Origin of the sequence: Haloarcula sp. CBA1131 (genome assembly GCF_008728975.1) — an archaeon.
In the GTDB taxonomy this organism is placed as follows: Archaea; Halobacteriota; Halobacteria; order Halobacteriales; family Haloarculaceae; genus Haloarcula; species Haloarcula hispanica.
In genome coordinates, this window is record NZ_RPCY01000001.1 from 754242 (window position 1) to 780425 (window position 26184).

The window sequence follows — 26184 nt, forward strand, 5'->3', positions numbered from 1 at the left end:
CGCCCATGAGTACGGTTTCACGGGCGGCGGACCGCATCGAGTCGGTCCCGTTTCTGACGCGGGACGACGCGTCGTTACTGCTAGTGCTCCCGGGGCTGTTCGTCTTCTCGGCGTTCATGCTGTTCCCGGTCCTCTACCTGCTGGGAATCTCCTTTACGAACGCAGAGCCGGCGAACCTGTTCGCCGGCGAGGGCGTCGTCGCCGTGCTCACGTTCGGCGACGCGCTGTTCGTCGGCCTGGAGAACTACGCCGACGTGCTGACCGACGGCCAGTTCTGGAACTCCTTCGGCGTCACCTGGCTGTTCGTCGCCACGAGCGTCACGCTCAAGATCGGGGCGAGCCTGGCTATCGCGCTTATCGTGACCAGTGAACTCGTCCGCGGCAAGCGCGTCCTGCGCTCGCTCATCATCTTCCCGATGGGCCTGCCGCCGATCTTCACTATCACCGTGTGGCGTGGCATCTTCAGCTCCGCCGAGTTCGGGCTGATGAACCAGCTACTGACCGCGTTCGGCGCGAGTTCGGTCGCGTGGCTGTCGGGCCGCTGGACCGCCTTCGTCGCGTACAACGTCACGGAGGCGTGGCTGGCGTACCCGTTCATGGTCATCATCACCGTCAGCGCGCTACAGGACGTACCCGAGGAACTCCACGAGGCGGCCGTCGTCGACGGCGCGGGATTCCTCGCACGCTTCGCTCATATCACGCTGCCGTCGATCAAACGGCCCGTGCTGTTCGCGTCTATTCTGACCTCCGCGGCCTCGTTCCAGCAGTTCCTCATCCCGTTCGTGTTCAATCAGGGCGGCCCGGCACGGGCGAACGAACTCATCGTCGTCTACGGCTATCGTGAGGCGCTGTCGTTCCAGCAGTACGGTCGCGGTGCGGCCATCAGCATCATCGCGCTCGCCTTCATCGGCGCGTTCATGTGGCTCAACGTCAAGAAAGGCAAACTCGCCGACGGGGTGAACGACTAATGCTCCTCGGTGCAATCGCCAGAAAGCTCGGCAACGACATCAAGACGTTCGCGACGATGCCCGCACGGACGGTCCGCAAGTGGTCCTACACTGTGCAGGCCGTCCGTCGGGGCGAACTGCCCGCGTCCGAAGTCCTGAAGGTCATTCTCTCGACCATCGGCGCGACGCTGGTCGTGCTGGCACTGCTCTTCCCGATCTACTGGATTCTGATGGCGGCCCTCTCCGGCTCCGGAAGCTCGCTGTACACGTCCGAGAGCTTCTCGCTGTTTCCCACTAATCCGACGGTCAAACCGTTCATCTGGGTCATCGGTGACCTCATCGTGCCGTCGTACTCGATATCCGCCGCCATTCCGTTCACCGACCTCGCTTTCGTGTTCCAGACGCCGGGGATCGAGATTCTCGACGCCTCCGACTACGGCGTCGACCGCCCCTCGGAGTTCAAGCACTTCCTCTGGAACAGCCTCATGGTGGCGATTCCCACCGTGCTGATCGCGATGTCGCTCATCATTCCGGCGGCCTATGCCCTCTCGCGGCGGGAGTTCCTCTTCCGCCGGAAGATCCTGTTCCTCTACGTCCTGATGACACAGGTCGGGGGCGGTCTCGGCGTTGCCCTGCTCATCGGGATGTACGCACTGTACGTCCAGTTCGGCATCAACGACAGCAAACTGGCGCTTGCGGTGTACTACGCGGCGACCGCCGTGCCGTTCAACACCTGGCTGCTGAAGACCTACATGGACGGCATCCCGGTCTCCTACGAGGAGGCCGCCGTCGTCGACGGCGCGCCGCCGTGGCGGGTCGTCACCGAGGTCATCATCCCGATGTCGACCGCCGGGCTGGCAACGGTGTTCATCTTCGTCTTCCTCACCGGGTGGACAGAGTTCGTCGTCGCCCAGACGCTGCTGGGGACGGAGAACTACACGCTGCCGGTCGGCCTGTACGCGATGGTCGACGAGTACTCCATCCCGTGGGCGCGCTTCTCCGCGTTCGCGCTCACCTTCGCCTCGCCGATTATGCTGGCCTATCTGTTCGCGCAGCGCTACATCGAGGGCGGCCTCTCCTTCAGCGGGATGGAAGGCTAAGCTGGCGCGACGCCCGCCGTCATCCAGCACCCCTCATACGGCGCGTCACTCTGCTTTTCGACCGTCCACTGGTAGCTCGTCGTCGTTCCGTTCCCATCGACGACCGTCACCGGCTGTGACGCGGCCGTCGCGGTCGAGCGGTCCGTACCGCACGCCGGTCGCGTTCAACAGCGGTTCGAACCCACTTCGAATGGTTCGGACGAAGTTCGAGTACGGCCCCGTCAGGCCCCGGTTCGACGGCGACGCGAACTGCCAGGTCGTGTTGATGCCCTCGTTCGTCGCCGGGTCGTTGTTCTGCAGTGCGAGCACCTGGATGTGGACGACGAGCCCCGGCGGGCGCTCGCAGTTCGGTCGCAGTTCGAGGACCCGCGGCTGTGTCACCGCCGATCTGTTGGTGTCGACGGAGACGTTGCCCCAGTACTCCCGCCCGCCCGCTGCCGGTTCTACCGCTTTCGCGTCCTCTGTCGGAACTTCCGCGGGCGTTATCGTCGCTTCCGACCCTACCGAGTCGCCACCGCCGAAAAACGCCCCACAGCCCGCCAGCGAAACGAGAACGGCGAGCGCGACGAGCGCCAGCGACCGAACGGCTGTCATACCCCTGTCTTGGGGTGACGCTCCTTCGATGTTCCGTCGCCGCGTCCGTGCGCTGTTTCGCTTGGCAGCGGTCGATGCCGTCAGCCGAGCCGTTCCTCGACCGCGTCGACGTCGCTCGGTTCGTTGACGTTGTGACACCAGCCCTCCAGTTCGACCGCCTCGACGCGGTGGCCGGCGCTCAGTAACAGGTCGATTGCGTCGGGGAGTTCGTACTCGCCCCGCTCGGAAGGTCGCGTCAGCGCGCAGGCGTGGCCGACGGCCGGCTCGAACACGAAAAAGCCCCGCGTGACCAGCGTCGACGCCGGGTCCGACGGCTTCTCGACGAGGCCGGTCACCTGTCCCCCGTTGTCCGTCGTGACGACACCGGTCGTCTTGGCTTCGGCCCGCGACACGTCCTCGACGAGCAGCGTCGCGCTGGCGTCGGTCTCGAGGTGGTGCTCGATGGCCCCGTCGAGATTTGCCCGGCAAACGTTGTCGCCGTTCAGCACGACGAAGGTCCCGTCGACGGCTGTGCGGGCCTGTTCGAGCGCGTGCGCCAGTCCTAACTGTTCGTCCTGCCGGACGTACGCTATCGGCGTGTCCCGATACTGCTCTCCGTAGTGTGCCACGATGTCGTCGCCGCGGTAGCCGATGACGACGACCAGGCGGTCGACGCCGACTGACAGCAGCGTGTCGAAACAGTGTGTCAGCAGCGGCTTTCCGGCCACCTCGACCAGTCCCTTCGGCTTGTCTGCAGTGAGCGGTCGCATCCGCGTCCCTTCGCCGGCAGCGAGTACGAAGCCGTCCATATCCGGCCCCACGCTTGCGCCGGCTAAATGCCTGTGGGCGAGCGGGTTCTGTCCGTGGCCGCCAACCTTGACGCATGGCTGAGGAGTGTGACACCTGCGGCCGGTCGGTCACCGTCGACGAGGCGGTCCGCCGGGCGACCTTCGGTGACCTCGACAACGACCGCTGGCAGACGCTGTGCTGTCCGGACTGCGGTGCGCGGCTCCGGACAATATTCGTCGGGCCGGACTCCTGACGGGGAAAGAGACAGGTAGCAGCAGTGTGTGACTCTGACGCATGGAAGACGAAGCGTGGCGCTCGGTCGACATCATCCGGGACAACGACGGCGTACCGCACGTCCTCCAACAGAAGATGCTGGTGTTCACAAGCGGTGTCTCCGAGGAGTCGGCCGGCTACACGAAGCCAGCGATGGAACACCGGCTAGTACCGCTCAAGGAACTCACGAAGTTCGGGCAGTCGTAATGAACAGCCGCCGGAACAGTCTGCGCCGCGGCCGATAGCTCGGACGCTGGACCGGTTGGACAACGAACACCTCGGGATACACTTTTGCGCCTATCCGAACGAGTATCGATAATGGCTGAACCGCTGTACGTCGGTGTCGACCGGAGCGACGAGTCCTGGGTCGCTGTGGCGCTCACCGGCGACGGGTTCGACCACGCGTCGGTGTTCGACAGTATCGGCGAATGCTGGTCAGCGTACGAGGAGCGCGCTCGGCTGATTCTGGTCGGAGTGCCGATTGGGCTCGTGGAATCCGGTGATCCGGACCGCCGGTGTGACGAACTCGCCCGGTCGGTGCTCGGCGAGCGGAGCGCGGCAGTTCGCACGCCGCCGGTACGAGAAGCGACCCGGAAACAGCGCTACTCGACGGCCAACCGCGTCCACAGGCGCAAGACCGGACAGGAACTCTCTGAGCAGGCGTTCGCACGTAGCGACAGCCTCGCCCGGATCGATGAACTCTTGCAGGAACTGCCCGAGGCTGCCGCAGCCATTCGGGAATCCCACCCAGAGGTCTGTTTTCGGGCCTTCGGCGGCGAGCCGCTTAGCTACTCGAAGCGCACCGCCGGGGGATATGCCGAGCGGATGCGGATTCTCGCACATTACGACCGCGACGCCGCCCCGACGGTCCAGAAAGCCGCCGAAGCGACCGGCGGCGCGGCGGTAGCCGTTCACGATGTGCTGGACGCCGTCACTCTCTCCTATACGGCGCAACCGGGCGACAGGGAGTTGTACACGCTGCCGCCCGAGCCGCCGCGAGATGCGGCGGGGCTGCCGATGGAGATCGTCTATCGGGCGGCGTCGCCACTGATCACGTCGTGACGTGTTCCGGCGAGCGCCGTCGCTCGTCGTGGGTTATGTGCATGCCAGCGACACTGCCGTGTACGCTACACCGCGACCGCTGACAAGTGATTATAGTGCTAGACTGTAGACAGAAGCCGTCTTACAGTCGCGTGAGGTTGGTCGCACGCGGACCCTTGTCCGCCTGCTCGATGTCGAACTCGACTTCCTGCCCCTCTTCGAGGTCAGGGCCGCCGACGTCTTCCATGTGGAAGAAGACGTCTTCGTCCGCATCGTCGGTTTCGATGAAGCCGTAACCACCAGTGTCGTTGAAGAAGTCGACAGTGCCTTCCGCCATTGTTAGAGCCTCGTGACGTTGTTGGCGCGCGGACCCTTGTCCGCCTGCTCGATGTCAAATTCGAGCTCCTGTCCTTCCTCGAGGTCCGGGCCGCCGATGTCTTCCATGTGGAAGAAGACGTCCTCGTCCGCGTCCTCAGTGTCGATGAAACCGTAACCGCCAGTGTCGTTGAAGAAATCAACCGTTCCTTTCGCCATTGCAACCAAAGAGATGCCAGCACCACGGATAACAGTGTCGGTACGATGCTCTGGTGGGAAACAGAAAGATCCGACCGCTGTCTGGCGATTAGGGGGTGTGTAATACTGTCATGGCACATGCGCCGCCGGCTCTCCCGGCTGGCTATAGACGCCACGGCGTCGCGTTCGGTCTTACCGGATCACTAACCAAATGGAATTAGCCGTTCGAGCACAAGTCATAATTATGTACCGTGGTGCCCGGGCCCGCCTTGCGCCGTGGCTGCTTGCTGGCTTCGGACTCGCGTTCACAGGTGCGGCCATCGTCTGGCACCTCGGTATCGAGACACAGCGTATCGGACAGGTCGGCGGCCCTGCGCTCGCGTTGGCCCTCGACGGGCTACTGCCGCTGGTGCTAGTGTATGGCAGCTATCGCCTCGTCTCGTCGTCGACACCGGGGGAGCAGATATGGACAGTTTTCGTCTGGAGCGTTGTCGGCAGCGCTGCGGTCGGGGCTATCATCGGTTTGAGCGTCTTTATCCGCATGATGGAGGGTCGAACAATCGCCGAACCGGTGTTCGTCACCCTGTTGGCGATGGAGACGGGCGCTGTCACGGGACTCATCGCGGGCACGCTTGCGGTTCGGGCCCGTCAGGATGCCAGTCGGGCGACCCGAACCGCGAACACGCTGTCGTTCGTCAACGACCTGTTTCGACACGATATCGCGAACGGACTCGTCGTTATTGATGGCCGCGCGACGATCATTCGACGGAACGCCGACTCGGACACGGTTCAAACGGCAGCGGACGCGATCCACGAGCAGGTAACCGAACTCGATAGCTTGGTCGACAACGCCGGGGCGGTCGTTGAGACCCTCAGTTCCGACCCGGCATTCGAACCGACCGACATCGTCGGGATTGCCGAGGCGGTGATACAGCGAATCGAGCAAACACATCCCATCACCATCGAAGTTCAAGCCCCGGACAGCGCAATGGCATACACCAACGAGGCCGCTCGCCCGGTTCTCCGGAACCTCATCGAGAACGCTATCGAACACGGGACGCCGGCAGCAGAACTCTCCGCCGAGGGGACCGCGACGGACGGAGCAGCGCTGCCGAGCGAGGCACAGCGGGCGGAGACGACAGAGTTGACGGGAGACAGATATCATCAGCCATCGGTGTTTGTCGCGATCCGGGAGACCGACGACGATGTCGAGACCCACGTCGTCGACGACGGACCGGGGATTCCCGACGACCGGCGTGACAGCGTTTTCGACCCGCGGGCGGGCGACACGCACGGCGGTGGGCTCCATCTCGTCGAGACACTCGTTACGAGCTTCGGCGGCGATATCTCCCTCGCCGACACCGCCAGCAAAACCGACGCGCCCTTCCCCGACACCGCCCTAGACGGCGCGCACTTCGTCGTCGAACTCCCGCGGGCATGACACCAGTCCGCACGACCGACGTTTCTTGATTGTGGGAGGCACAGTGAGGCGTATGTTCCCTCGCTTGCGCGCACAGGGCCCGACCGTACTCATCCCGCTCGCGTGGCTGCTCGTGGGGCTGGCTCATCTCGATGTGGTCACTGACCGGACGGTGCTGGTGTTTCACGTCGTCGCTGCCGTCCTCATCGCTGCGTTCGCCGTCCTTTCGTGGGACGAGATGGAGACGGGCGTCCTCCGGGTCTGGCGCGACATTCTCCTCGTCGGCCTCCTCCTGACCGTCGGCGGCATCGTCGGCTTGCTCTACGCTCCGCTTCGGATCCCGTTCCTGACGACGACGATACTGGGATGGATGGTCGTTCCGGGCGTGGGTCTCTACCACACTGGCAAGCGCGTTCCAGCAGGCCAGCGGGCGTACATGGCCGGAGCAGTATTGAGCGTTCTCGGTGGGGCGGTCTACGCCAGTGCGCTGTTCCCGCCGGCGGAAACCGCGTTGCTTGCCGGCATCGGGCTTGCGCTGGTCGGCCAGACAGTCGGTATCGCACAGGCGGTTCGCCAGCCAGACGAGATTGACTCAGGCTAAGGCAGCGTCGAGCTTCTCCACCGGATGCGGCGGTTCGCCGTCGCTTTCGTCCCAGTCGTCCAGTTGCGTGCGACAGGACGCGCCGGGCGCGACCACGGTGTTGCCGCGACTCTCTCCAATCTGGTCGAACAGGATCGAGCCGATGGCCTTGCTCATCGAGAAGTGCTCGGCCTCGTAGCCGAAGGAGCCGGCCATGCCACAGCAGCCCGAGTCCAGCGGGTCGACGTCATAGCCGGCCCGCCGGAGGACGCCGACGGCGTGGTGGTCCTTCTTCGTCGCCTTCTGGTGGCAGTGGCCGTGGTAGGTCAGCGTCTCACCAGGGGCGTCCCAGTCGGCCCCCTGGTCCAGCCGGAAGGTGTCGAGATACTCACAGACGCCGTAGGCGTTCGCCGCGAGCGTCTCCGCGTCCTCGCCAGAGAGCAAGTCCAGATAGTCCGACTGGAACATCACGGCATCAGAGGGTTCGACCAGCACCACGTCCCAGCCCTCCTCGATGGCGGGCACGAGCGCGTCGACGTTGTCCCGCGCAGTCGCCCGAGACTGGTCCAGAAAGCCCTTCGAGTGGGCCGGTCGCCCGCTGTCGGTCCGGTTGGCTAGCTGGACGTGGACGCCCGCGGCTTCGAGCACGCGGACGGCGGCTTTCCCGACCTCGGGGTGGCTGTAGTTCGTGTACGTGTCGGGGAACAGCAGGGCTTGCCGCTCGGCTTCATCCGCCGGGACTTGCGGACCGCGCTCGTCGAACCAGTCCTGTAGCGTCGTACGCCGGAAGGTCGGCAGCGTCCGGTCGGGTGCGATGCCGACCGCCTTCTCCAGCACGGTTCGAGCACCCGGAACTTTCGTCGCGAGGTTTGACAGCGGCGCAAAGGCGCTGCCCAGACCTGCCAGTGCGTCAACGTTGGCGAAGATTCTGTCTCGGATGCTGGAGCCGTGTTCCTGGTGGTAGGCGTGGGTCACCTCGGCTTTGAGCTTCGCCATGTCGACCTCGCTCGGGCAGTCCTTCGCACACCCTTTGCAGCCGATACAGAGGTCCAGCACCTCGTGCATGAACTCCTCGTCGGTGGGATCGTCCGGCAGGTCGCCGCTCATGGCCTGCCGGAGCATGTTCGCGCGGCCGCGGGTCGTCGTCATCTCCTCCTCGGATGCGCGATAGGTCGGGCACATCACGCCGCCGGTGGTCTCCTGCGGGCCGCGACAGCCGCCACAGCCGTGACAGAGTTCGACCATCCCCTGCATCCCGTTGTCGTTGTCCCACTCCAGCGCGGGGTCGAAGCCGGCGTCGAACTCATAGGCCGGGTCGAATCGGAGGTTCTCGGTCATGTCGACCGTGCGTGCCCGCTCGGGTTTCTCGCCGGACTCGACAGCGGCGGCGTCGACGCCGACGACCTGGCCGGGGTTGAGCAGCCAGTCGGGGTCGAACGCGGACTTGAGCTCCCGGAACGTCTCCCAGAGGTCCGGGCCGTAGAGCTTCTCGTTCCACTGCGTGCGGGCGCGGCCGTCGCCGTGTTCGCCCGAGACGCTGCCCCCGTATTTCACCACGAGGTCGGTCACTGCGTCGGCGATGGACTCCATGGTCTCGACGCCCTCGACTGTCTTTGTGTTGATGAGCGGGCGGATGTGGAGCACACCGGGGCCGGCGTGGGCGTAGAAGGAGGCGAAGGTGTCGTGTTCTTCGAGAATCTCCTGGAAGTCGGCGACGTACTCCGGGAGGTTCTCGGGCGGGATGGCGGTGTCCTCGATGAACGAGCCGTGTTTCTCGTCGGTCGTCCGCGAGAGCAGGATGGGGAGGCCGGACTTGCGCATCTTCCAGAACTTCTCGCGTTTTGCCTCGTCGTGGGCCTCCATGGCGTCGAACGCCCGCACCGGCGCGTCGACGACGGTCCGGCCATCTGTTGGGGCAGCGATCGAATCGACGCCGTTCGTTCGGTCTGCCAGGAGGTCGGCGACCTTCCGCCGGCCGCTCTCCGCGTCGTCGGCGTAGAACTCCACGATGAGGACCGTGCGAGTCCCCTCGGGCAACATGCCGACCACGTCCTCGAACTCGGCGGTGTCCCGGGCCAGGTCGATGAGCACGTCGTCGAGCACCTCGACGGCCGCCGGGTCGTGTTCGAGGATGTCCGAAACGTCTTCCATGGCCTCGATGAGCCCCTCGTAGGCGAGCAGGGCCATCGACTTGGTCTCGGGAATCGGCTCCAGGGACACCTCGGCCTCGGTGACGATGGCAAGCGTCCCCTCGCTGCCCGCCAGCAGCGACGCGACGTTGACAGTCCCGTCCTGTGCATCTCCGAGGACCCAGTCGAGGTTGTACCCCGAGACGTTGCGCTTCAGGTCCGGGTAGTGGCTCGTAATTTCTTTGCCTTCCTCGGCGAGTATCCGCTCGATTTCGGCGTAAATCCGGGCTTCGAGGTCACCGTCGGGGTCCGCTCGGTCGCGCAGTTCCTCGCGGGTGACCTCGCCGAACGTGGTGACGGTGCCGTCTGCGAGGACGACCTCGCACTCTTCGATGTAGGCGTCGGTCTTGCCGTACTGCAGGGAGTGTGCGCCGGTGGAGTTGTTACCGATAGCGCCGCCGAGAACGCTCTTGTCGCCCCACGCCGGGTCCGGCGCGAACTTCAGCCCGTGGTCGGCCAGCTCCCCGTTCAGGTCGCCGAGCTTGATGCCCGGCTGGGCTCGCGCTCGCCGGTCGTCGGGCCGGGCCTCGACGAGGTCGTTCATGTACCGCGAGAAATCCAGTACGACGGCCTCGTTGACCGTCTGACCGGCGAGGCTCGTCCCGCCGCCCCGGGGAAGAACCGGAATCTCTCGCTGGGCACAGTAGGACATGACCGCGGCTACGTCATCGGTCGACCGCGGATAGACGACGCCGATAGGCAGCACCTCGTAGAGGCTGGCGTCGGTCGCGTACAACTGTCGCGAGTACTCGTCGAACCGCACCTCGCCGTCAATGCGCGCTCGCAGGTCGTCGACGAGGCCCGACCGGGCGACGGTGTCGTTCTGGTAGTCGTAGTTCGATACCTCGTCAGCCGAAGGATCTATCCGGGTGCCGGAATCGGTTGCCATGGTGTGTCTCGTTTCCAGTCGCCCGGCCACCGACGGACCGGGTACTCGGCGGTTTGCTCTGGCTGTTCTAGCTGTACGCCTGCCAAAACAGTTCCGCTACGGTAGCCCATGAGGCACTTTTGACCCGGTCGAGCGTCTGCCCGGGGCACGCGCTTCTGTCTCCCTGTGATAGCACATGTTACGCAACTGTTAATATCAGTACTAGCCTATATAAGGTGATTATGACACACAGCAACGATCCGTTCGAGACGATGCTCCGACTCTTCGCACAGACGCGACGGTCGATGATGGACGACAGCCAGAGTCGCTGGACAGACGACAGTTTGGGCCGCCGGATGGGTGACGATTCGAGACACCGGATGGACGACAGTCCGGGACTCCGCGCCGACCGACCGTCCACGGACGTACGCCGGAGCGGCCACCGCCGGCCCGGTATCGACACGAACCTCCACGTCGACGAGACCGACGACGGATACGCCGTGATGGTCGACCTCCCGGGCTTCGAGCGCGACGACCTCGTCGTCCGCTTCGAGGACGGCGTCCTCAGCATCCAGGGCGAGAGCACGGTCGCTGAAGAGACCAGCGACGGCGCTCGCCGCCACAGCCGACGGGTCGCCGAACGGGTCACTGTTCCCGAACCGGTCGTGGACGACGACATCACCGCCACCTACCACAACGGCGTTCTCGAAATAACGCTGCCGCGCGCGGACGACGCCGACGACTCGAACCGGATCGAAATCGAATAGACTCGCTTTTCGGCTGTTGTCTGCCGACGTTACACGACTGTCCCAGTGAGAACGTCCTTAGCAACCTACTATTCCGGTATTAGTCAGCTGCCGCTCTATTATCGCCTCTATAGTTTCGTGCGACCGCCGGGGACTCCGTGCTGTGAGGCCGTAATATGTCCGACGTGACCTGGGACGTTCAGGACGGCGCAATCGTCGAGCGGCCGCGGAACGTCCGGAAACACCCGCTGTTGCACCGAATCTACGAGCGACACGACGAGCTACTAGCCGAACAGCTCCCGCCCGGCCGGACGCTCGAACTCGCGTTCGGCCAGCATATGCATCCCCGCGCCGATGTCGGACTGGAAGGCTGGCCGTCGAACGTTGAAACCGTCCGCAAGCCAGCGCTGGCTGGTGACGCCCGAGCGCTCCCGTTCGCCGACGATTCCTTCGACGCTCTCATCGGCCGCCGGTTCCTCCACCACGTCCCGCCCGCGGACCGTCCGGAAATCATTCGCGAAGCCGCCCGCGTCCTCCGCCCTGCGGGCCGTATCGCTCTGCTCGAAGGGACGCCGGGGCTGTACCGCAAGCTCACCAAGGGTGCCGCGTTCCGGCTGGGGCTGCTGGAGGAAGACACCGACATCTACGGCCACCTCTCGGAGACCGCCGTCACCGACCTCGTATCCGAATCGTTCGAAGTCGCCGAGAAACGGACGCTCGGATCGCCGTTGATGCTCGCGAGCATCTCCGAGTCGGACGCGTCGGTGCGGCTGCTCAACCTCTACGAACGGACGCAGTTCGTCAAGTGGTGGACGCTCGTGGTGGGCGAGCGTCCCGAATCCGGAGCGTGACTACAGGTCGACAGTCACGCGCAGTTCGCTGTCAGTGATCGTTCCGATGGCGTCGGCGGCGACCTCGATATCGTCCTCGTCGGCGTCACCGAACCCGAGCCCCTGCACCCAGGCCTCGGTGAGGTCCGGATCCGGTTCGACGTACGCGACCTGTCCCTTCGGGTCGACCTCGGTCACGATGCCGATCTGCTCTCCCTGTGCGTCCATGAGGAACTTCCCCTCGTCTTCTGTCGATAGTACTGCCATTCTGTGTGACATTTCTGGCCGGGCTAAGTAATAAACGTCGGTTGCGCCACTCGGTCTACCTGCGTACCGACGCCCGCTGTCGGGCGGTTCCAAGCGCTAGTACCGCGAGAAGTTCTCGTCGGGGTAGACCCCCTCGTCGGTGATATCGACAACATCCAGCGTCGCCAGCCGACTGAGGCGGTCTGCCGCGTCACCCTCGTCGACGCCCAGTTCCACTGCCCGCGCCAGAACGCGGTCTCGGCTGGGTACAGACTCAATGAAGCCGTCGCTGTCCGTCTCTGTTTCCTCTGCGATAATTGCCTTCAGGATGGCCCCATGTTCACGCTTCGACGGCGTGGTGCTGTCGCCGGTCCAGTCCACGCTCAGCGTCCCGTCCTCGTTGACGTGGGAGACGACGAATCCGTCCGGCAGCGCTTCCGTCACCGTCGCCACCAGCGCCGCCCGGTCGAGTCGCGCCTCGAACCGGAACCGCTTACCGTCTTTGGACTGCCCGAGATTCCCGACGTTCGCGCCCGCTTCTGCTATCGCCTCCGAAACCGCGTCGGCAAGCCGGTCCTGCACTGCCGCCGCGACGGCGTCCCGCTCCACACTGAGGGCCGCGAGTTCGTCTGTCAGGGTCGCATGGCGCTCCATCTGCTCGTGTGCTGGCTCCTCTGTCATACCCATGCTACTTGTCGCCACGGAATTACCTGTTCCGGCGGTCGGCCGCAATTCAAACCGACCTCAATCCCGTGTAAATCAGCTTAATTCGGCCAAAAACGACGGTAAGACGGGCTGACGGTGTTCCTGCATGAAGTGGCGTGGGGCACTGGATGGAACCACAATGAAAGTCGAACGCATCACGCTCTCCGGAGTCGGGGCGGTCCTGCTCCTCACGGCCGTGGCCGTCCTCACGCCATCGCTGACACTCGGCCTCGTCGACTGGCACAGCGTGTTCGAACTCCTCCTTTGGGGAACGACGGTCCTGTTCGCCACGTCCGCGCTCATCTGGCTCGTGCTCACCTACGTCATCGGTGCTGGCTATGAACCGCCGGAGCCCGTCCACGGTGGCGACGACATCCAGGTCCGCATCCTCACCGTCGATGCCGCAGATGTCGTGCAGGCGACCGTGGACTCACTGCCCGTGACCTTCGACGACATCCGCGTCATCGCCGAGACGGACATCGACGTCGACGGCGCAACCGTCCACGCCGTCCCCGACGGGTTCGACTGTGCGGCCGTCCGCAAGGGTCGCGCCATCGAGTGGGCCCGTCGCACGCTCGACCACGACCGGGAGTTCGTGCTGTATCTCGACGAAGACAGCCACGTCGAGTCCTTCGAGGGGCTACCGGACGCGGATATCGTCCAACTCCGCGAGGAGCCCCGCCGCACCGGGTCGGTACTGTCCTATCTCGCTGACGTCTATCGGATGGGCGTCCAGGTCGAACAGCGCGCCTTCGCCCGCCTCTCGATCCCGCTGTTCGCGTGGGGCGGCGGCATCGCCGTGAGGCAGTCCGTCGAGGACGACGTGACCTGGAACCGCGAAACTATCGTCGAGGACACCGCGTTCGTCTGGGCGGCCGCCCAGCGACTCGAGGACTTCTCGTTCGAGCTCGCGACGGCCACCTGCCGCAACGAAGCTCCGCCGTCGCTGACCGAAATCACTCAGCAACGCCGCCGCTGGGCCGCCGGCAACCTCGAAGCATCGACAGATCTGCCTGTGGGCTACCAGCTAGTCACTCGTGTCCGGAACTACGCATGGGCGCTCTCACCGATTGTCACGCTCATCGTCGTCCCGCTGTCGGTTCTCGGCGTCGGCGTTGGCTCTAGTGGCCTGTTTACGCTTGCCTCGGTTACGCTTGGGCTGCTGACGTTCTTCTGGTATCTTCGCGGCGTTCAGTACTACGGCCCGGACAAAACCGAGTGGCTGCTGGCTGCCCCACTTGCCCCGCTTATCACTGTCGTCCACTCGATGGGTACTGTCGCCGGCATCCTCGACCCACCCGAAGGGTTCCGCGTCACGGAGAAGGTCGGCAACGGGTAACCCCTCGCTTCAGTCGCTATCTAGTACTCTCGGTGTTTGATTACAGGCAGCCTGTCGTAACGCAACTCTCGGCTCCCCGCTCGCAGGGACGGGGACAGCTCGATCTTCAGTCGAGTATAAAAGTTACGCGAATGGAAACCGCGTAGAATCGGGATGCCGCCTCCCGAATTGTGAACTACGCCGAGACATTCCTGCTCGCTTCGCTGCGCGGGCTGTGACTCGTCTCGTTCAAATCCGCTCGGTTCGCACACTGGATTCTGACGGTTCGCTCCGCTCACCGGTCAGAACCACAGAAGTGCCGCCTCCCGGATTTGAACCGGGGACAGCTCGATCTTCAGTCGAGTGCTCTCCCAGTCTGAGCTAAGGCGGCGTGCACTCCAAGCGATGACGAGGGTAGAAAAAAGCATTTCGAAAGCGGGCGCAGGTTCTGTGGGGTCGGCCGGGCGGTTCGACCGCCGATTACGGGAGGAACAGGTCCGCGCTGTCGAACGTCTCGCCACAGTCGTCGCATTCGTATTCGGTGCCGTTAGTCGTCGAGACGTGCCCGCTGCAGGCCGGACACGTCGAGCCATCTATCATGCCACGCACTACCACCACTCCGGATATATGGATTACGGGCGACTATCAATCGAGATAGACGCTCTGGTACCTGGGTCATGATATCGTGCGCGACTCGCAGGAATCGAATCCACAGGGACCATCCGCTCCTCACGTCCGTTCGTCGCAGGATGGGTCCGGGCGTCCTCGTGAGCGAAGCGAACGAGGGCTCGGGAGAGCAGTGCTCTCCCGGCGGATTCGAACCACGGTCACTCCGCGCTGCTTCGTTCCCTGATTCGAACCGCCCGGCCGAATCACACATGCGGCGCTCGGAGGTGAGCGCCGCGAGAAGTTCAGTGGGTCCGGGCGGATTCGAACCACCGGCCTCGGCCTTGTAAAGGCCACGTCATAACCAACTAGACCACGGACCCGTATGCCACCGTTTTCCATCGGCAGGAATAACGCTTTCTCTCTCGGTCGACAGTGGGCACCGACAGTATTACCCACGGCCTGCCCCTCACACGGGGTATGCAGCGCCCCGCTGTGATTGTTCTCGGACTCGTCGGCCTCCTCGTCGCGGCTGCCGTCGTTCTCCAGACTGGCCTCTGGATCGAGGTACTCGGGACCGGCGAGTACGAGGAGGGCACAGTGACGGTTCGGGAAGCCTCGGACGCGGCGACACCGACCGCGACACAGCCTTCGACGGATACTTCGATGCCGGAGACGACCATCGCGGCCCGTGAACAAGAGGCTGGGGAACCGCTGGGCACGGTCGAGGTTCGCATCGCACAGACGTTCGATCAGCGGTACGTCGGCCTGAGCAACACCGAGTCGCTTGGGCCCAACGAAGGAATGCTGTTCGTCCACGACGAGGCGGGCCAGCACACCTACGTCATGCGGAACATGTCGTTCCCGCTTGACATCATCTTCATCGACGCCAACGGCACTATCACGACCATCCACCACGCGGCGCTCCCGCCGGAGGGGACCTCCGAGAACGGCCTGACAGGCTACGCGGGGCGGGGCAAGTACGTCCTCGAAGTGAACCGCGGGTGGACAAACCGGACCGGCGTTGCGGTCGGCGACCGGGTCGACCTGCCGCCCGAAGCCACGTAGCCCGACGGCCTTTTGCGGGCTCAACCCTTGGATTCGACAATGGATTTCGACGCGGGTTCGGACGACGACGTGTTCGAAGACGCCAGGGAACGCGTCGACCAGCCGATGCTTCGACTGTTCACCGGCTACGGCCGAGGACAGTGGGGAGCGTTCGTCGTCGGCCTCTGCAGTTCTATCGTGGCTCGGATGTTGGACCTGCTGCCGCCGATTCTTTTGGCGCTGGCTATCGACGCTATCTTTCTGCAGGAGGTCGAATACGGGCTCTTTCTGGTTCCCGATGCATGGATTCCCAGCGGGCAAGGCCCACAGCTATGGCTCACGGCCGGCATCATCGCCGCGTCGTTCGGTATCGGGGCCGTCTTCCACTGGAGTCGGAACTGGGGCTGGAACAAGTTCGCCCAGCACGTCCAGCACGCCGTCCGGACGGACACTTACGAGACGATGCAGCGGCTGAACATGGACTTCTTTGCCGACAAGCAGACCGGCGAGATGATGTCGGTGTTGTCGAACGACGTGAACCGGCTGGAGAAGTTCCTCAACGACGGCCTCAACTCCGCCTCCCGGATGATAATCATGGTCGTCGGCATCGCCACGTACCTGTTCTACATGAACTGGCAGCTGGCGCTGGTCGCGCTGTTGCCGGTCCCGATTATCGCCGTGTTCACGAAGCGATTCATCGACGTCATCCAGCCCAAGTACGCCGAGGTGCGGTCGACGGTCGGCAAGCTCAACTCCAGACTGGAAAACAACCTCAGCGGCATCCAGATAATCAAGACCGCCAACACCGAGCCCTACGAGGCCGACCGGGTCGAGGACACCTCCGAAGACTATCTGGACGCCAACTGGGACGCCATCGAGACGCGAATCACGTTCTTCCCTGGCCTCCGGCTGGTCTCTGGCATCGGCTTCGTCGTCACCTTCATCGTCGGCGGGCTGATGGTGACCGGTCAGGCTCCGGGGCCGCTCACGGCGAGTCTCTCCCGCGGGCAGTTCGTCGCGTTCATCATCTACACCCAGCGCTTCGTCTGGCCGATGGCCCAATTCGGACAGATTATCAACATGTACCAGCGGGCCTACGCCTCCGCCGAGCGCGTGTTCGGGCTGATGGACACCCCCGGCCGCCTGGAAGAGGCCGCGGACGCGCCGCCGCTCGACGTGACCGAGGGACGGGTCGAGTACGACGACGTGTCCTTCAGCTACGACAGCGACGACGAGTCGGTGCTCTCGGACATCTCTTTCGAGGCTGACGGCGGCGAGACGGTCGCCCTCGTCGGCCCGACCGGTGCGGGGAAATCCACCGTCCTGAAGCTCCTGCTCCGGATGTACGACGTGGATTCCGGCACGGTCCGCATCGACGACCAGAACGTTCAGGACGTCCAGATTCAGAGCATCCGTCGCGCCATCGGCTACGTCAGTCAGGAGACGTTCCTGTTCTACGGCACCGTCCGCGAGAACATCGCCTACGGGACGTTCGACGCGACCGACGAGGAAATCGTCGCCGCTGCGAAAGCCGCCGAAGCCGACCAGTTCGTCCGCAATCTCCCGGACGGCTACGACACGATGGTCGGCGAGCGCGGCGTCAAGCTCTCGGGCGGCCAGCGCCAGCGCATCGCTATCGCCCGGGCGATTCTGAAAGATCCCGAAATTCTCATCCTCGACGAGGCGACCAGCGACGTGGACACGGAGACGGAGATGCTCATCCAGCGGTCGCTTGACGACCTGACCGCCGACCGGACCACGTTCGCCATCGCCCACCGTCTCTCGACGGTGAAAGACGCCGACACGATTCTCGTCGTCGAGGACGGCCGTATCGTCGAACGGGGGAGTCACGACGACCTGCTCGCCGCGGACGGCCTCTACGCCAACCTCTGGGCGGTTCAGGCCGGCGAAATCGACGAACTCCCCGAAGAGTTCGTCGAGCGTGCGATTCAGCGACGGGCGCGGACGGATGCTGATGACTGAAACGGTGAGAACGCAATGTTCGAACCGTCAGTTATCAGCAGTTGCCGACGACTGAAGCGGTGAGGACGCCATGTCTGAGCCGTTTGGCTCTGTTAACAGCCGCTTCTCCAGACCTAAAATGGGCTGAAACAGCCGGTCGCTGAAGGGTGTATCCTCCCAGACTCAACCTCTATCCTGTCACTTTAGCTTGACAGTGCCAGCTGGGCCATACGATGGGCTACAGCACACTCTCACAGCTTAGGCAGCAGTTCCGCCGCTATCGCCGACCGACCCTCGCGTGACAAACAGATACGAAACGACGAACGAGACCACAAACAGCGGCGGGAGAGCCAGAACTTGCATCATCGGGTCTGGCGGTGTGACGAACGCGCCGACCACGAACGCCAGAAGGACGGCCAGCGAGTAGGCAGTGACCACCCGTTCACGCCGGTCGGCTGGCTCCGTGCGCGGCTCCCAGTCGTTTCGGACGTAGCGGACCCAGACATAGTAGACCAGGCCAAAACCCGTATACAGAAACAGGAACGTCCAGAGAGTTGAGCCGTTACGTGCGCTGGCCTCCGCACGGGCCCAGTAGCCCAGTGCGATCAGATTTCCAAGGATGATGGCGACCGAAAGCGCGAAAGCAGCACCCATAAACGGCTGTTCACCGGCGAACGGGGCGAATTGCACAGATTCAAGTTGTTCTTAGACACGCATAGACTTTCTGTGAAAGGATAGACACCGTCCGCTGGCCAAATAGCAACATCTGTCCGTTAGCAGCGGTTGCCGACGACAACAGCGACGAGAACACCGGTTTCTCGTCGGCCGGGCACAAACGATTATTACGCATTGTGTTGTAATGCTATCACATGTCAACCACGTACCTCGCTAGCACGGCACTAATGGGCGTGTTGGTGATGGCGGTGGTCGCATGGATGGTCCGCGGGCGCGGCTGGTATCAGTACAGTCCGGGGGCGTCGACGAGCGGCCGGTCCCAGGCGGGCGACCTTGAGAGTCGGTTCGAGACGTACGCTGACGAGCCGATGGTCTGGGTCGCCGCGTTCGCGGTGCTGGTCGTCGGGCTCCTCATCGGTGTCGTCGCGTCCATCTCCGGCCCCGTCGAGACCCAGTCGATAGCCGGGCTGGCGGTCGCTGTCGTCGGCGGGGCGGGTCTCTGTGGCTACCTGCTGTTTGGCGTCTACCTGTCGGCGACGCGACGAGGGCATCCCCGTTCGCTGGCCGTCGCCGAGTCCGCGACCGTCGCCGGCGTGCTCTTCCTCATCGCCATTGGCTTCCAGTTGGTGGCCTGACTTTCAGGTTGCTTGGCCGGTCACAGTATCGAGTACGCCGCTGCGCCGGTCAGCGCGAGCGCGGCGACAGTCCCGCCGAGGACGAGGTACGTGACGGCCCGTGGTTCCCAGCGCAGGTGCTGGTAGTACGCGGCGACGCCGACGGCCTTGATCACCGACAGCACCATGATGAGCGCGAAGGCGGCCCAGTAGGCGCTGTCGACGAGGCCGGCGAACTCGACGACGGCCTGCGCGGTCGCGAACACGAACAACACGACGTATATGACGGTGTAGCCTTTCCAGTCCATTGTTCTAGAGGATGTAGAAGAGGGGGAACAGGAACAGCCAGACGATGTCGACGAAGTGCCAGTACAGGCCGAAGTACTCGATGGCCCTGTCGTCGCCCTGGTAGGCCCCGTTCCAGGCCCGGACGGTCATGTACGCACAGATGATGAGCCCGATGATGACGTGGGCCCCGTGTAGCCCCGTCGTCAGGTAGAACGTCGACGACGCGATGTTCGTCGAGAGGTTCCAGCCGTTCGGGAACGCCTCTGTGCTGATGTGGAACAGGTGCTGCCACTCCAGTCCCTTGTTGACGAGGAAGCCGACTCCGAGCGCGAACGTCCCGACGAGCGCGGCGACGGTCCCACGCTTGCTCTCGCGCTCTGCGGCGACCATCGCGAGCACGACGAGGAAACTCGACGTGAGCAACAGGTACGTGTTGATGAGGCCGGGCATCGTCACATGTTCGGCCGGGATGAGGTCGTGGTGCCAGGCCGTCCAGCCGTACGCGACCCGGACGAAGGCGTAGGAGCCGATGAAGGCCCCGAACAGGACGATGTCGCTGGCGAGGAACGTCCACATCCCGAGTTTCATCTTCTCGACGCGCTCGAAAGGCCACCGCTCGGCGATGGCCATCTCCGGCGCGTGGAACGGCTCGCGGGTCATGCCGACAAGCGACCCGAACGTCGCCACCCCGCCGATGGCCGCCATCGACAGGTAGAACACGCTCCCCGTCCGCACGCCCGAGAGCCCGAGAAAGGCGATGAACCCGCCGAGGCTGACGAGGAACGGCCAGAAGCTGGCGTGGCTGGCGTGTTCCTCGCCGCCGACCTCGTGGGCCGGCTCCACCGAAGTGGCCGTCGCCGCGGCCCTCGCTGTCACCGCGCCGCCGTCCGTCGCGGTCCCGCCGTCGGTCGCCGCGTGGCCGTGGGCCGCGGCTCCGGGCATGCTTTCGGTCCGCTCGGCGACCGTCTCCTCGTCGAGGAACTCCAGTTTCCCGGTGGCGTAGCTCGGTACACCGGGGAAGTTTTCGAGCGGCGGCGGCGAGGCGGCGGCCCACTCGGCGGAGGTGGCGTACTCCCAGGGGTTCGGCCCGACATCCTCCCCGCGCCAGAGGCTCACAAAGAGGTTGTAGAACATGAGGAGGAAGCTCGCGCCGAGAATGAACCCGCCGACAGTGGCCATCGTGTGCCAGATCTGCAGGCCATCGGGGTAGACGAACACTCGCCGCGGCGTCTCCCAGGCGATGAACATCGGGAAGTACAGCAGATTGAACCCGAGGAAGTAGACGCCGAACTGTATCTTCCCCAGCGTCTGGTTGTACATCTTCCCCGTTATTTTGGGATACCAGTAGTAGAGGCCGCCAAAGAGAGCCGTCGCGCCCGCCACCATCACGTAGTGGAAGTGGGCGACGACCCAGTATGTCCCCCGGAACTGGTAGTCGAGCACGATTGCGCCGAGGAAGACGCCGGTGATGCCGCCGATGATGAACAGGATGAGCGCGCCAAGCGAGAAGAGGAACGGCGTCGTGAACCGGACCCGCCCCTTCGCCATCGTGTAGATGAGCGAGAACACCATCAGGTCGAAGGGTAGCGAGATACCGATGGTCGTCGCCATGAAGATGGTCTTGATTGGGAGGTTGATGCCGGTCAGGAACATGTGGTGCATCCAGACGACGAAGCTCTGGAGCGCCACCAGCACCATCGAGATGATGAACCACTTGCGGCCGACCAGCCGCCGGCCGGTAAAGGTCTGGAAGCACTCGGCCATCACGCCGAGCGCGGGGAAGAAGACGATGTACACCTCCGGATGGCCGAAGAACCAGAACAGGTGCGCCCACAAAAGCGACGCACCCGGGTTGTCCGCGTCGGTCGCCATCGTCGTCCCGTCGATAGAGTACTGGAAGTAGGTCGTCCCGAGGATGTGGTCGGAGGCGAGTATCATCAGCGCGGCCAGCAGTGCCGCGAAGGCAAAGAGCATCATCCAGACGGTGAGATTGATCGACAGCGAGAAGATGGGGATATCCCGCATCCGGAGGTTCTCGGCGCGCATGCGGTACATCGTCGTCAGGAAGTTCACCGACCCCAGCGTCACCGCCGCCGTGAACATGATGAGCGCAAGCACGACGGAAGTCGCGCCCAGGCCCTCGCCGGGGATGTACGCCGGCGTGTTCAGCGGGGCGTACATCGTCCACCCGCCCGCGAAGGTAGTCCCCTGGAAGAAGGAGACGCCCATCAGGATGCCCGAGAACAGGTACAGCCAGTACGACAGGGCGTTCAACCGCGGGAAGGCGAGGTCGTCCGCGCCGATCTGTAGCGGGACGAGGTAGTTCGCAAAGCCGAAGGCAAACGGCGAAATGAACCAGAACACCATCAGGAGGCCGTGGGTCGACACTGCCTGGTTGTACCCCATTGACCCCAGCAAGTCAGCGCCTGAGGAAATCAGTTCGAGGCGGAACAGCAGGGCGAGGACGCCGCCGAAAATCAGGAAAAACAGCGCGGTGATGAGATACAGCACGCCGATGTCCTTGTGGTTGGTCGTGAGGAACCACCGGCTGACCGACGACTTGGGCGGCAATCCGTGTTCGTGGTCGTGGCTCATGCGGGCGCACCTCCGAGGGCGGTCGCCTCAGTCGCGATTCGCTGGTCCGTCTCGTTGCCGCTCGCCGCCGTCCCGTTCGTCTCCGCGTACCACTCCTCGTACTCGTCCTGTGGCATCACAACCACATCCGTCGTCATCAGCGAGTGGCCGCTGCCACACAGCTCGTAGCACTTGGCGGCGTAGGTCCCCGTCTCGTTGGCCGTGAACCAGGCCGACGTGTACTGGCCCGGAACGGCGTCGGTCTTGACTCGCAACTCCGGTATCCCGAAGTTGTGGAACACGTCCGTCGAGGTCACCTGTAACCTGACCACCCGGTCCTGTGGCACGTAGAGCGTGTTGGTCGTGTGCCCGTTCGGGTACACGAAGTCCCAGCCGAACCGGTATCCCTCCACGTCAATTTCCAGCGCCTCCTCTTGAGCCAGATCGGGCCCCTGCTCGATGTACAGCAGTTGCGAGTACGTCCAGGCGATGAGCGAGACGACGATGATGGCGCTGATGCTGAACGAGTAGAACACCTTCCGGCCACCCGCGCCGCCGGTCGGCATCTCCCCCATTTCGGGCCGTTCGACCTTGTCGGCGTACGGGTCCGTTCCGCCCCCGTCGTCGCGGTACTTGAGCGCGTGGTACATCGTGTACGCCACGACGACCACCCCGACGGCCGTTCCCAGCAGCAGGAACACCTCGAAGATCTGGTCGAACACCGCACTGGGTGCCCTGACGTCGCCACCGTGCAAGGGGAACACAACCGTGGCGTATGTTATCAAGGATACCGCCATTTCTTCATGATTCTTCCCACCTTGTAATAGGTATTGCGGACAGATTTCTGACATATGTCCTTCGCTGGCCTAACGTGTGCGGGAACTTTTTTATCTACTGCCATGTTACAACACACCATGGAAGACACGTCACCCGGCGTCGAGGACCCGCCTATCAACGACGACGGCCTCACAGAGGTCGAGGAGTTCGATAGCCTCGCCGGGATTCTCGCCGACGGTGTCGTCGGTGCTGCCGGCGGGCTGGTCGGGACCGCGATGATGTCCGTCGTCTTCCTCATCGCCCAGTCACTGGGCGCGTTCAGTCTCGACGACTTCGCAATCCTCACCGAACTCGTGGGCCTGACCGGCTACGTCCCGGAGGTACTGTTCGGCTTCTTCATCTTCCTCGGCGGCGGGATGTTCCCGTGGCCGCTGCTGTTCGCTTCGCTGAAAGCGTACCTCCCGGGCCAGTCCGATCCCGTCAGCGGCGCGTTCTTCGGCGGCGCGATGTGGACCGGGTTCGTGCTCGCCTTCTACACCGACCAGTCCGGACTCACGCTGGTGCTGTACGCGGTGCTGACGCTCATCGCTCACGTCGTCTACGGCATCGGTCTCGGCGCGGTGTTCAACTACTTCTCGACGCGCCCGGACTCTATCGTCTGAGGCCGAAGACCTGTCTGAGATTGCGAGCTACTCCGTCGTCACTGTCTCCGACGCGGTGAGCGTCGTCGCACGGTGTGTTGCGGACGCGATCTGGAAGTGAACTGTGTGCTCGCCGGCCTCGTATGCATCGCCCAGTTGCTCGGCGAGGTCGAGGCTCCCGCTCGTCGAGCCATCGCCGTAGTGGACGTGTCGCGCATCGTTTGGGATGACCTCGCCGGTCGGCACCGGATCGGTGTTGACGATCGCGTGCAGATGGCCCGTATTCGACGTGATACCGTCGCTGGTGGGTCCGATGGTGTAGTTCTCGACACTGGCCTCCCAGTCAACGACGCTCCCGTCGACGCTCGTCTCGACACTGAGGCTGGCCTCGTCGCTGACGGTCACGTCGACGCTGTCGGTCAGTGCCATCGCCGTGTGTGCGCCGTCCCCCAGTTGGAGGTGGAGCGTGTGCTCGCCGGGGTCTAGTTCCAGCACGCCGTCTTTCTGCCCGGTCCCGTAGTGGATGTGGGCGTCGTCCGTCGGAATTGTCTCGCCCGGCGTTACAGGGTCGGCGTCAACGATGATGTGGTAGTGCCCGGCCCCGCTGGTCACTTCCCCGGCTTCTTCGATGGTAACGCCGTCGGCGGTTGCCCGCCACTGTACGGACGGACTGGTAAGGGCCGCAGTATCGTTTGGGACCGCAACGGAGACGCTGGCGTTCTGTCCGACGCCGTTCCGATACGCCCCGGTCTCCGCTTCTGTGGTGTCGGTGTCCCCGCCGTTCGCTGGCTCCGTTGCCATGCTATCGGTTCCGTCTGTCCGGGTAGGTGTCACCGCGCCGCCGCCCGACTGGTCCTCGCTACAGCCCGCGAGACCGGTCGCTACAGCAGTCGAGACGCCACAGACGAACGTTCGGCGTGTGAGTCTGTCGTCCATATCGCGTGGCCGGAACTGTTGCTCCACGAACACTTAAGCGCTCGGCCGGCCGTAAATACGGCTTTGGATAGAATGTCACACCGGTTGCCAGGCACCGGCCGGACCTGTTTCTGCAGTCAATTTCACCGAAACCGGGACTTGCGGGACAAAAGTCGCTGGACGACGCGAGCGATGCGCTGGTGACCGGCGGAGAACGCGGTGAGCATTCGCCGGAACGTGGCTAGCTTGCGCTCAGGCTTCGGCTTCCGCATCGGCGTCGCCGTCCGCCTCCGCGTCCGCCCCGTCTTCACCCTCGAACTCTTCGAGCGTGCTTCGGAGCTGTGGGATCGTCGCGGTGAGGTCACCGATCTGCTCGCGGGCGTCGTCGACGTCGTCGATGAGGTCGGCGATGGTTTCGATTTCCTCGGCGAGGTCGTCGGCGTCCTCGAAGGCGTCCGCGCGTTCGCCCATCGTGTACCACTTCTTCGCGTCGCGGAGGTGGTCCTCGGCGTCGCCCACGTCGAGTGCCGTTTTGAGCGAGTTCAGAACGCCGAGCGTGTTGTCGGCCTCCACGTCCCAGACCGAATCGGCCTCGGGGAGCGCGTCGCGAGCCTCCGCGAGCGACTCCTCGACGTCCGTGCGCATTTCATTGGCCGCCTCTCCGAACAGTTCGTCGTCGTCCAGACTTGACTGACTCATACGGAGACGTTGGGGCGGTGAGGGATTAAAAGCCCGCCTGAAAGTGAAAGTGAAAACGCAGGACGTGACCGGTCGGCAATTCCTGAAACCGAAAAGCCGTTGTGGCTACTCGGCCCGGATGTCCGAGCGCACCTCGGGAATCGGGTCCATGTCTGCGTCGATGTCACCCAGCACGAGCATCGCGTAGTACCGCAGGAACGTCGTTAGCGGGACCTGTATGAGCGCACCGATAACGAGCAGGACCAGCAGCCCCAGCAGCCCGACAACCCCGGCCAGGACCACGCCGACGGAATTCTGGAGCGCGAGATACAGCGCAAACGCAATGAGCCCGAACGGGATCAGAACGACGATAAATGCGATGATGCCGAGAATCGCGCTGACGATACCGACACCGATCTGGAGGACGATGGAGAAAAACAGGTAGGCGAGGTACTGCTTGGGGTGGCGTTTCATCGACCCCCAGAGCCGCGACCAACCGGAGAGGACGCCGTCATCGTCCGCCGTCATCAGCGGGACGACAAACACCGTGGTGAAACCGAAGACGATACCGTAGCTTATCGCGAGTACCGCGAATACGGCGATGAACAGTCCCGATAGCGCGAGGGCGCTCGACGTACCGACGTTTGCGGCTTCGCCACCGAGCGCCAGGAAGAACACGGCCGCGCCGATCACGAGCGCGATGCCGAGCCAGATAACCCCGAGGACAAGCCGAAACAGGAACAGCCGTATTCCGTTCCCGACGTGCTCGCTGAAGTACCGGCGGACGTGTATCTCGCGGTCGATGAGCGCCTGGGTCAACACGAACTCCATGAAGTTACTCAGGATGCCGTACGCGAATGCCAGCAGGATGAACAGGCCGATGACGGCGAGCACAAGGAGCCCAGCCCCGGCGAGTAGTTCGTCCGGTGCGCCGGACGGGACGCCGGGCTCGGAGACTTGCAAGGCGAGGTTCCCGGGCACGGACATCACAGTTTCAAGCGGCGCGGCCAGCTGAAACTCGCTTCCCGGGCCGCTGGGACCGCCGGGTCCGCCGTTCCCGCCGAAATCGCCGAAGTTGCTGAACGACTGGACGTTGTTCAGTCCGACACCACCGCCACCGATGAAGAACACGACAAACGCCATTCGGAGCCACGTCCCCTTCTCGAACGGGAATAGAAACGACTTCGTCGCGTCGATTGCGTCGTCGATATCGTCGACTGCGTGGAGGGCCATATCGGAAGCCTCACAGCCCGCTCTGGTAAAATTTTC

The 26184-nt window shown here is 63.9% G+C and carries 27 protein-coding genes, 2 tRNA genes and 1 pseudogene; 14 read left to right on the forward strand and 16 right to left on the reverse strand.

What is annotated here, in order from left to right:
* Nucleotides 1-5 precede the first annotated feature (5 nt).
* Nucleotides 6-968, forward strand: a complete 963-nt coding sequence (locus Har1131_RS03855) for a carbohydrate ABC transporter permease (RefSeq protein WP_014041434.1) — start codon at nucleotides 6-8, stop codon at nucleotides 966-968.
* Nucleotides 968-2047, forward strand: a complete 1080-nt coding sequence (locus Har1131_RS03860; RefSeq protein ID WP_008307631.1) for a sugar ABC transporter permease — start codon at nucleotides 968-970, stop codon at nucleotides 2045-2047. Before Har1131_RS03855 ends, Har1131_RS03860 begins: the two co-directional genes overlap by 1 nt.
* Here the strand turns inward: Har1131_RS03860 and Har1131_RS03865 are convergent.
* Both Har1131_RS03865 and Har1131_RS03870 read right to left on the reverse strand, forming a co-directional pair.
* Nucleotides 2044-2641 (reverse strand): annotated as a pseudogene (locus Har1131_RS03865) (DUF4864 domain-containing protein). The gene Har1131_RS03860 and the pseudogene Har1131_RS03865 overlap by 4 nt on opposite strands.
* A gap of 80 nt (nucleotides 2642-2721) precedes the next feature.
* Nucleotides 2722-3429: a nucleotidyltransferase family protein gene (locus Har1131_RS03870; protein ID WP_151145162.1), complete on the reverse strand. Its 708-nt coding sequence runs from the start codon at nucleotides 3427-3429 to the stop codon at nucleotides 2722-2724.
* A gap of 74 nt (nucleotides 3430-3503) precedes the next feature.
* Here Har1131_RS03870 and Har1131_RS21630 point away from each other — a divergent pair, with 74 nt between their 5' ends.
* The 3 genes from Har1131_RS21630 to Har1131_RS03880 all read left to right on the forward strand — a co-directional run bounded on the left by Har1131_RS21630 (nucleotide 3504) and on the right by Har1131_RS03880 (nucleotide 4744).
* Nucleotides 3504-3662: a hypothetical protein gene (locus Har1131_RS21630; RefSeq protein WP_014041430.1), complete on the forward strand. Its 159-nt coding sequence runs from the start codon at nucleotides 3504-3506 to the stop codon at nucleotides 3660-3662.
* Nucleotides 3663-3703: 41 nt separating this feature from the next.
* Nucleotides 3704-3889 carry a hypothetical protein gene (locus tag Har1131_RS03875; RefSeq protein ID WP_005537226.1) on the forward strand — a complete coding sequence of 62 codons (186 nt, stop codon included), beginning with the start codon at nucleotides 3704-3706 and terminating at the stop codon, nucleotides 3887-3889.
* 111 nt (nucleotides 3890-4000) lie between these two features.
* A complete protein-coding gene (locus tag Har1131_RS03880; RefSeq protein ID WP_050037138.1) occupies nucleotides 4001-4744 on the forward strand; it encodes a DUF429 domain-containing protein in 744 nt (247 codons plus the stop codon).
* Between the two features lie 121 nt (nucleotides 4745-4865).
* Here Har1131_RS03880 and Har1131_RS03885 read toward each other — a convergent pair whose 3' ends face one another.
* Nucleotides 4866-5060 (reverse strand): cold-shock protein, encoded by a 195-nt coding sequence (locus tag Har1131_RS03885; RefSeq protein WP_004515391.1) that lies wholly within the window; start codon nucleotides 5058-5060, stop codon nucleotides 4866-4868.
* A gap of 2 nt (nucleotides 5061-5062) precedes the next feature.
* Nucleotides 5063-5257 (reverse strand): cold-shock protein, encoded by a 195-nt coding sequence (locus tag Har1131_RS03890; protein WP_004515390.1) that lies wholly within the window; start codon nucleotides 5255-5257, stop codon nucleotides 5063-5065.
* A gap of 223 nt (nucleotides 5258-5480) precedes the next feature.
* On the opposite strand from Har1131_RS03890, the gene Har1131_RS03895 reads away from it, so the two are divergent.
* Together Har1131_RS03895 and Har1131_RS03900 are read left to right on the forward strand one after the other, a co-directional pair.
* Nucleotides 5481-6677 carry an ATP-binding protein gene (locus tag Har1131_RS03895; RefSeq protein ID WP_225306786.1) on the forward strand — a complete coding sequence of 399 codons (1197 nt, stop codon included), beginning with the start codon at nucleotides 5481-5483 and terminating at the stop codon, nucleotides 6675-6677.
* 52 nt (nucleotides 6678-6729) lie between these two features.
* A complete protein-coding gene (locus Har1131_RS03900) occupies nucleotides 6730-7257 on the forward strand; it encodes a hypothetical protein (protein WP_014041427.1) in 528 nt (175 codons plus the stop codon).
* Here Har1131_RS03900 and Har1131_RS03905 read toward each other — a convergent pair.
* The gene (locus Har1131_RS03905) at nucleotides 7249-10314 is read right to left on the reverse strand and encodes an FAD-binding and (Fe-S)-binding domain-containing protein (RefSeq protein ID WP_151145165.1); all 3066 of its coding nucleotides are present in this window, start codon (nucleotides 10312-10314) and stop codon (nucleotides 7249-7251) included. The two genes, Har1131_RS03900 and Har1131_RS03905, sit on opposite strands and share 9 nt — an antisense overlap.
* A 221-nt stretch (nucleotides 10315-10535) precedes the next feature.
* On the opposite strand from Har1131_RS03905, the gene Har1131_RS03910 reads away from it, so the two are divergent.
* A complete protein-coding gene (locus tag Har1131_RS03910; protein WP_129755651.1) occupies nucleotides 10536-11060 on the forward strand; it encodes an Hsp20/alpha crystallin family protein in 525 nt (174 codons plus the stop codon).
* Nucleotides 11061-11215: 155 nt separating this feature from the next.
* The gene (locus Har1131_RS03915) at nucleotides 11216-11890 is read left to right on the forward strand and encodes a class I SAM-dependent methyltransferase (RefSeq protein ID WP_151145167.1); all 675 of its coding nucleotides are present in this window, start codon (nucleotides 11216-11218) and stop codon (nucleotides 11888-11890) included.
* Here the strand turns inward: Har1131_RS03915 and Har1131_RS03920 are convergent, their stop codons facing one another.
* Complete coding sequence (locus tag Har1131_RS03920) at nucleotides 11891-12136, reverse strand: hypothetical protein (RefSeq protein WP_014041423.1); 246 nt, start codon at nucleotides 12134-12136, stop codon at nucleotides 11891-11893.
* A 96-nt stretch (nucleotides 12137-12232) separates the two neighbouring features.
* The gene (locus Har1131_RS03925) at nucleotides 12233-12802 is read right to left on the reverse strand and encodes a hypothetical protein (protein WP_151145171.1); all 570 of its coding nucleotides are present in this window, start codon (nucleotides 12800-12802) and stop codon (nucleotides 12233-12235) included.
* A gap of 157 nt (nucleotides 12803-12959) precedes the next feature.
* Between Har1131_RS03925 and Har1131_RS03930 the strand changes: the two genes are divergently transcribed.
* The gene (locus Har1131_RS03930) at nucleotides 12960-14159 is read left to right on the forward strand and encodes a glycosyltransferase family 2 protein (protein ID WP_050007334.1); all 1200 of its coding nucleotides are present in this window, start codon (nucleotides 12960-12962) and stop codon (nucleotides 14157-14159) included.
* Between the two features lie 296 nt (nucleotides 14160-14455).
* Here the strand turns inward: Har1131_RS03930 and Har1131_RS03935 are convergent.
* Nucleotides 14456-14529: transfer RNA gene (locus Har1131_RS03935), tRNA-Phe, on the reverse strand.
* 524 nt (nucleotides 14530-15053) lie between these two features.
* Nucleotides 15054-15127, reverse strand: a tRNA-Val gene (locus Har1131_RS03940).
* Nucleotides 15128-15224: 97 nt separating this feature from the next.
* Between Har1131_RS03940 and Har1131_RS03945 the strand changes: the two genes are divergently transcribed.
* Complete coding sequence (locus tag Har1131_RS03945; RefSeq protein ID WP_050037136.1) at nucleotides 15225-15812, forward strand: DUF192 domain-containing protein; 588 nt, start codon at nucleotides 15225-15227, stop codon at nucleotides 15810-15812.
* Between the two features lie 39 nt (nucleotides 15813-15851).
* On the forward strand, nucleotides 15852-17774 hold the full coding sequence (locus tag Har1131_RS03950) for an ABC transporter ATP-binding protein (RefSeq protein WP_050037135.1): 1923 nt from the start codon (nucleotides 15852-15854) through the stop codon (nucleotides 17772-17774).
* 237 nt (nucleotides 17775-18011) lie between these two features.
* Here the strand turns inward: Har1131_RS03950 and Har1131_RS03955 are convergent, their stop codons facing one another.
* Nucleotides 18012-18443: a hypothetical protein gene (locus tag Har1131_RS03955; protein ID WP_225306785.1), complete on the reverse strand. Its 432-nt coding sequence runs from the start codon at nucleotides 18441-18443 to the stop codon at nucleotides 18012-18014.
* A gap of 179 nt (nucleotides 18444-18622) precedes the next feature.
* Between Har1131_RS03955 and Har1131_RS03960 the strand changes: the two genes are divergently transcribed.
* Entirely contained in the window at nucleotides 18623-19063 is a 441-nt protein-coding gene (locus tag Har1131_RS03960) for a hypothetical protein (protein WP_151103864.1), read from the forward strand.
* A 20-nt stretch (nucleotides 19064-19083) separates the two neighbouring features.
* Here the strand turns inward: Har1131_RS03960 and Har1131_RS03965 are convergent, their stop codons facing one another.
* Genes Har1131_RS03965 through coxB form a run of 3 tightly spaced genes read right to left on the reverse strand, consistent with a single transcriptional unit; the run spans nucleotide 19084 to nucleotide 22701 of the window.
* Nucleotides 19084-19350: a cytochrome C oxidase subunit IV family protein gene (locus tag Har1131_RS03965; protein ID WP_014041416.1), complete on the reverse strand. Its 267-nt coding sequence runs from the start codon at nucleotides 19348-19350 to the stop codon at nucleotides 19084-19086.
* A 4-nt stretch (nucleotides 19351-19354) separates the two neighbouring features.
* Entirely contained in the window at nucleotides 19355-21925 is a 2571-nt protein-coding gene (locus Har1131_RS03970; RefSeq protein WP_151145174.1) for a cbb3-type cytochrome c oxidase subunit I, read from the reverse strand.
* Nucleotides 21922-22701 carry a cytochrome c oxidase subunit II gene (gene coxB / locus Har1131_RS03975; protein WP_064288672.1) on the reverse strand — a complete coding sequence of 260 codons (780 nt, stop codon included), beginning with the start codon at nucleotides 22699-22701 and terminating at the stop codon, nucleotides 21922-21924. The genes Har1131_RS03970 and coxB overlap by 4 nt, the downstream gene beginning before the upstream one ends.
* Nucleotides 22702-22818: 117 nt before the next feature.
* On the opposite strand from coxB, the gene Har1131_RS03980 reads away from it, so the two are divergent.
* Nucleotides 22819-23343: a DUF6789 family protein gene (locus Har1131_RS03980; protein WP_014041413.1), complete on the forward strand. Its 525-nt coding sequence runs from the start codon at nucleotides 22819-22821 to the stop codon at nucleotides 23341-23343.
* Between the two features lie 27 nt (nucleotides 23344-23370).
* Here Har1131_RS03980 and Har1131_RS03985 read toward each other — a convergent pair whose 3' ends face one another.
* From Har1131_RS03985 to Har1131_RS03995, 3 genes are all read right to left on the reverse strand, one after another.
* Nucleotides 23371-24258, reverse strand: coding sequence for a DUF4399 domain-containing protein (locus Har1131_RS03985; protein ID WP_050038250.1), 888 nt, complete (start codon nucleotides 24256-24258; stop codon nucleotides 23371-23373).
* 231 nt (nucleotides 24259-24489) lie between these two features.
* Nucleotides 24490-24936: a DUF5790 family protein gene (locus Har1131_RS03990; protein WP_014041411.1), complete on the reverse strand. Its 447-nt coding sequence runs from the start codon at nucleotides 24934-24936 to the stop codon at nucleotides 24490-24492.
* A 105-nt stretch (nucleotides 24937-25041) separates the two neighbouring features.
* Nucleotides 25042-26148, reverse strand: a complete 1107-nt coding sequence (locus Har1131_RS03995; protein ID WP_151145177.1) for a hypothetical protein — start codon at nucleotides 26146-26148, stop codon at nucleotides 25042-25044.
* Between the last annotated feature and the right edge of the window lie 36 nt (nucleotides 26149-26184).

Bases quoted from the DNA above. Each gene is read 5' to 3' on its own strand.
- Har1131_RS03860 (WP_008307631.1), top strand. From the start codon at position 968: ATGCTCCTCGGTGCAATCGCCAGAAAGCTCGGCAACGACATCAAGACG.
- Har1131_RS03880 (WP_050037138.1), top strand. From the start codon at position 4,001: ATGGCTGAACCGCTGTACGTCGGTGTCGACCGGAGCGACGAGTCCTGG.
- Har1131_RS03950 (WP_050037135.1), top strand. From the start codon at position 15,852: ATGGATTTCGACGCGGGTTCGGACGACGACGTGTTCGAAGACGCCAGG.
- Har1131_RS03915 (WP_151145167.1), top strand. From the start codon at position 11,216: ATGTCCGACGTGACCTGGGACGTTCAGGACGGCGCAATCGTCGAGCGG.
- Har1131_RS03885 (WP_004515391.1), bottom strand. From the start codon at position 5,060: ATGGCGGAAGGCACTGTCGACTTCTTCAACGACACTGGTGGTTACGGC.
- Har1131_RS03990 (WP_014041411.1), bottom strand. From the start codon at position 24,936: ATGAGTCAGTCAAGTCTGGACGACGACGAACTGTTCGGAGAGGCGGCC.
- Har1131_RS03910 (WP_129755651.1), top strand. From the start codon at position 10,536: ATGACACACAGCAACGATCCGTTCGAGACGATGCTCCGACTCTTCGCA.
- Har1131_RS03900 (WP_014041427.1), top strand. From the start codon at position 6,730: ATGTTCCCTCGCTTGCGCGCACAGGGCCCGACCGTACTCATCCCGCTC.
- Har1131_RS03985 (WP_050038250.1), bottom strand. From the start codon at position 24,258: ATGGACGACAGACTCACACGCCGAACGTTCGTCTGTGGCGTCTCGACT.
- Har1131_RS03960 (WP_151103864.1), top strand. From the start codon at position 18,623: ATGTCAACCACGTACCTCGCTAGCACGGCACTAATGGGCGTGTTGGTG.
- Har1131_RS03995 (WP_151145177.1), bottom strand. From the start codon at position 26,148: ATGGCCCTCCACGCAGTCGACGATATCGACGACGCAATCGACGCGACG.
- Har1131_RS03890 (WP_004515390.1), bottom strand. From the start codon at position 5,257: ATGGCGAAAGGAACGGTTGATTTCTTCAACGACACTGGCGGTTACGGT.
- Har1131_RS03925 (WP_151145171.1), bottom strand. From the start codon at position 12,802: ATGGGTATGACAGAGGAGCCAGCACACGAGCAGATGGAGCGCCATGCG.
- Har1131_RS03920 (WP_014041423.1), bottom strand. From the start codon at position 12,136: ATGGCAGTACTATCGACAGAAGACGAGGGGAAGTTCCTCATGGACGCA.
- Har1131_RS03965 (WP_014041416.1), bottom strand. From the start codon at position 19,350: ATGGACTGGAAAGGCTACACCGTCATATACGTCGTGTTGTTCGTGTTC.
- Har1131_RS03970 (WP_151145174.1), bottom strand. From the start codon at position 21,925: ATGAGCCACGACCACGAACACGGATTGCCGCCCAAGTCGTCGGTCAGC.
- coxB (WP_064288672.1), bottom strand. From the start codon at position 22,701: ATGGCGGTATCCTTGATAACATACGCCACGGTTGTGTTCCCCTTGCAC.
- Har1131_RS03870 (WP_151145162.1), bottom strand. From the start codon at position 3,429: ATGGACGGCTTCGTACTCGCTGCCGGCGAAGGGACGCGGATGCGACCG.
- Har1131_RS03945 (WP_050037136.1), top strand. From the start codon at position 15,225: ATGCAGCGCCCCGCTGTGATTGTTCTCGGACTCGTCGGCCTCCTCGTC.
- Har1131_RS03895 (WP_225306786.1), top strand. From the start codon at position 5,481: ATGTACCGTGGTGCCCGGGCCCGCCTTGCGCCGTGGCTGCTTGCTGGC.
- Har1131_RS03855 (WP_014041434.1), top strand. From the start codon at position 6: ATGAGTACGGTTTCACGGGCGGCGGACCGCATCGAGTCGGTCCCGTTT.
- Har1131_RS03930 (WP_050007334.1), top strand. From the start codon at position 12,960: ATGAAAGTCGAACGCATCACGCTCTCCGGAGTCGGGGCGGTCCTGCTC.
- Har1131_RS03875 (WP_005537226.1), top strand. From the start codon at position 3,704: ATGGAAGACGAAGCGTGGCGCTCGGTCGACATCATCCGGGACAACGAC.
- Har1131_RS03980 (WP_014041413.1), top strand. From the start codon at position 22,819: ATGGAAGACACGTCACCCGGCGTCGAGGACCCGCCTATCAACGACGAC.
- Har1131_RS21630 (WP_014041430.1), top strand. From the start codon at position 3,504: ATGGCTGAGGAGTGTGACACCTGCGGCCGGTCGGTCACCGTCGACGAG.
- Har1131_RS03905 (WP_151145165.1), bottom strand. From the start codon at position 10,314: ATGGCAACCGATTCCGGCACCCGGATAGATCCTTCGGCTGACGAGGTA.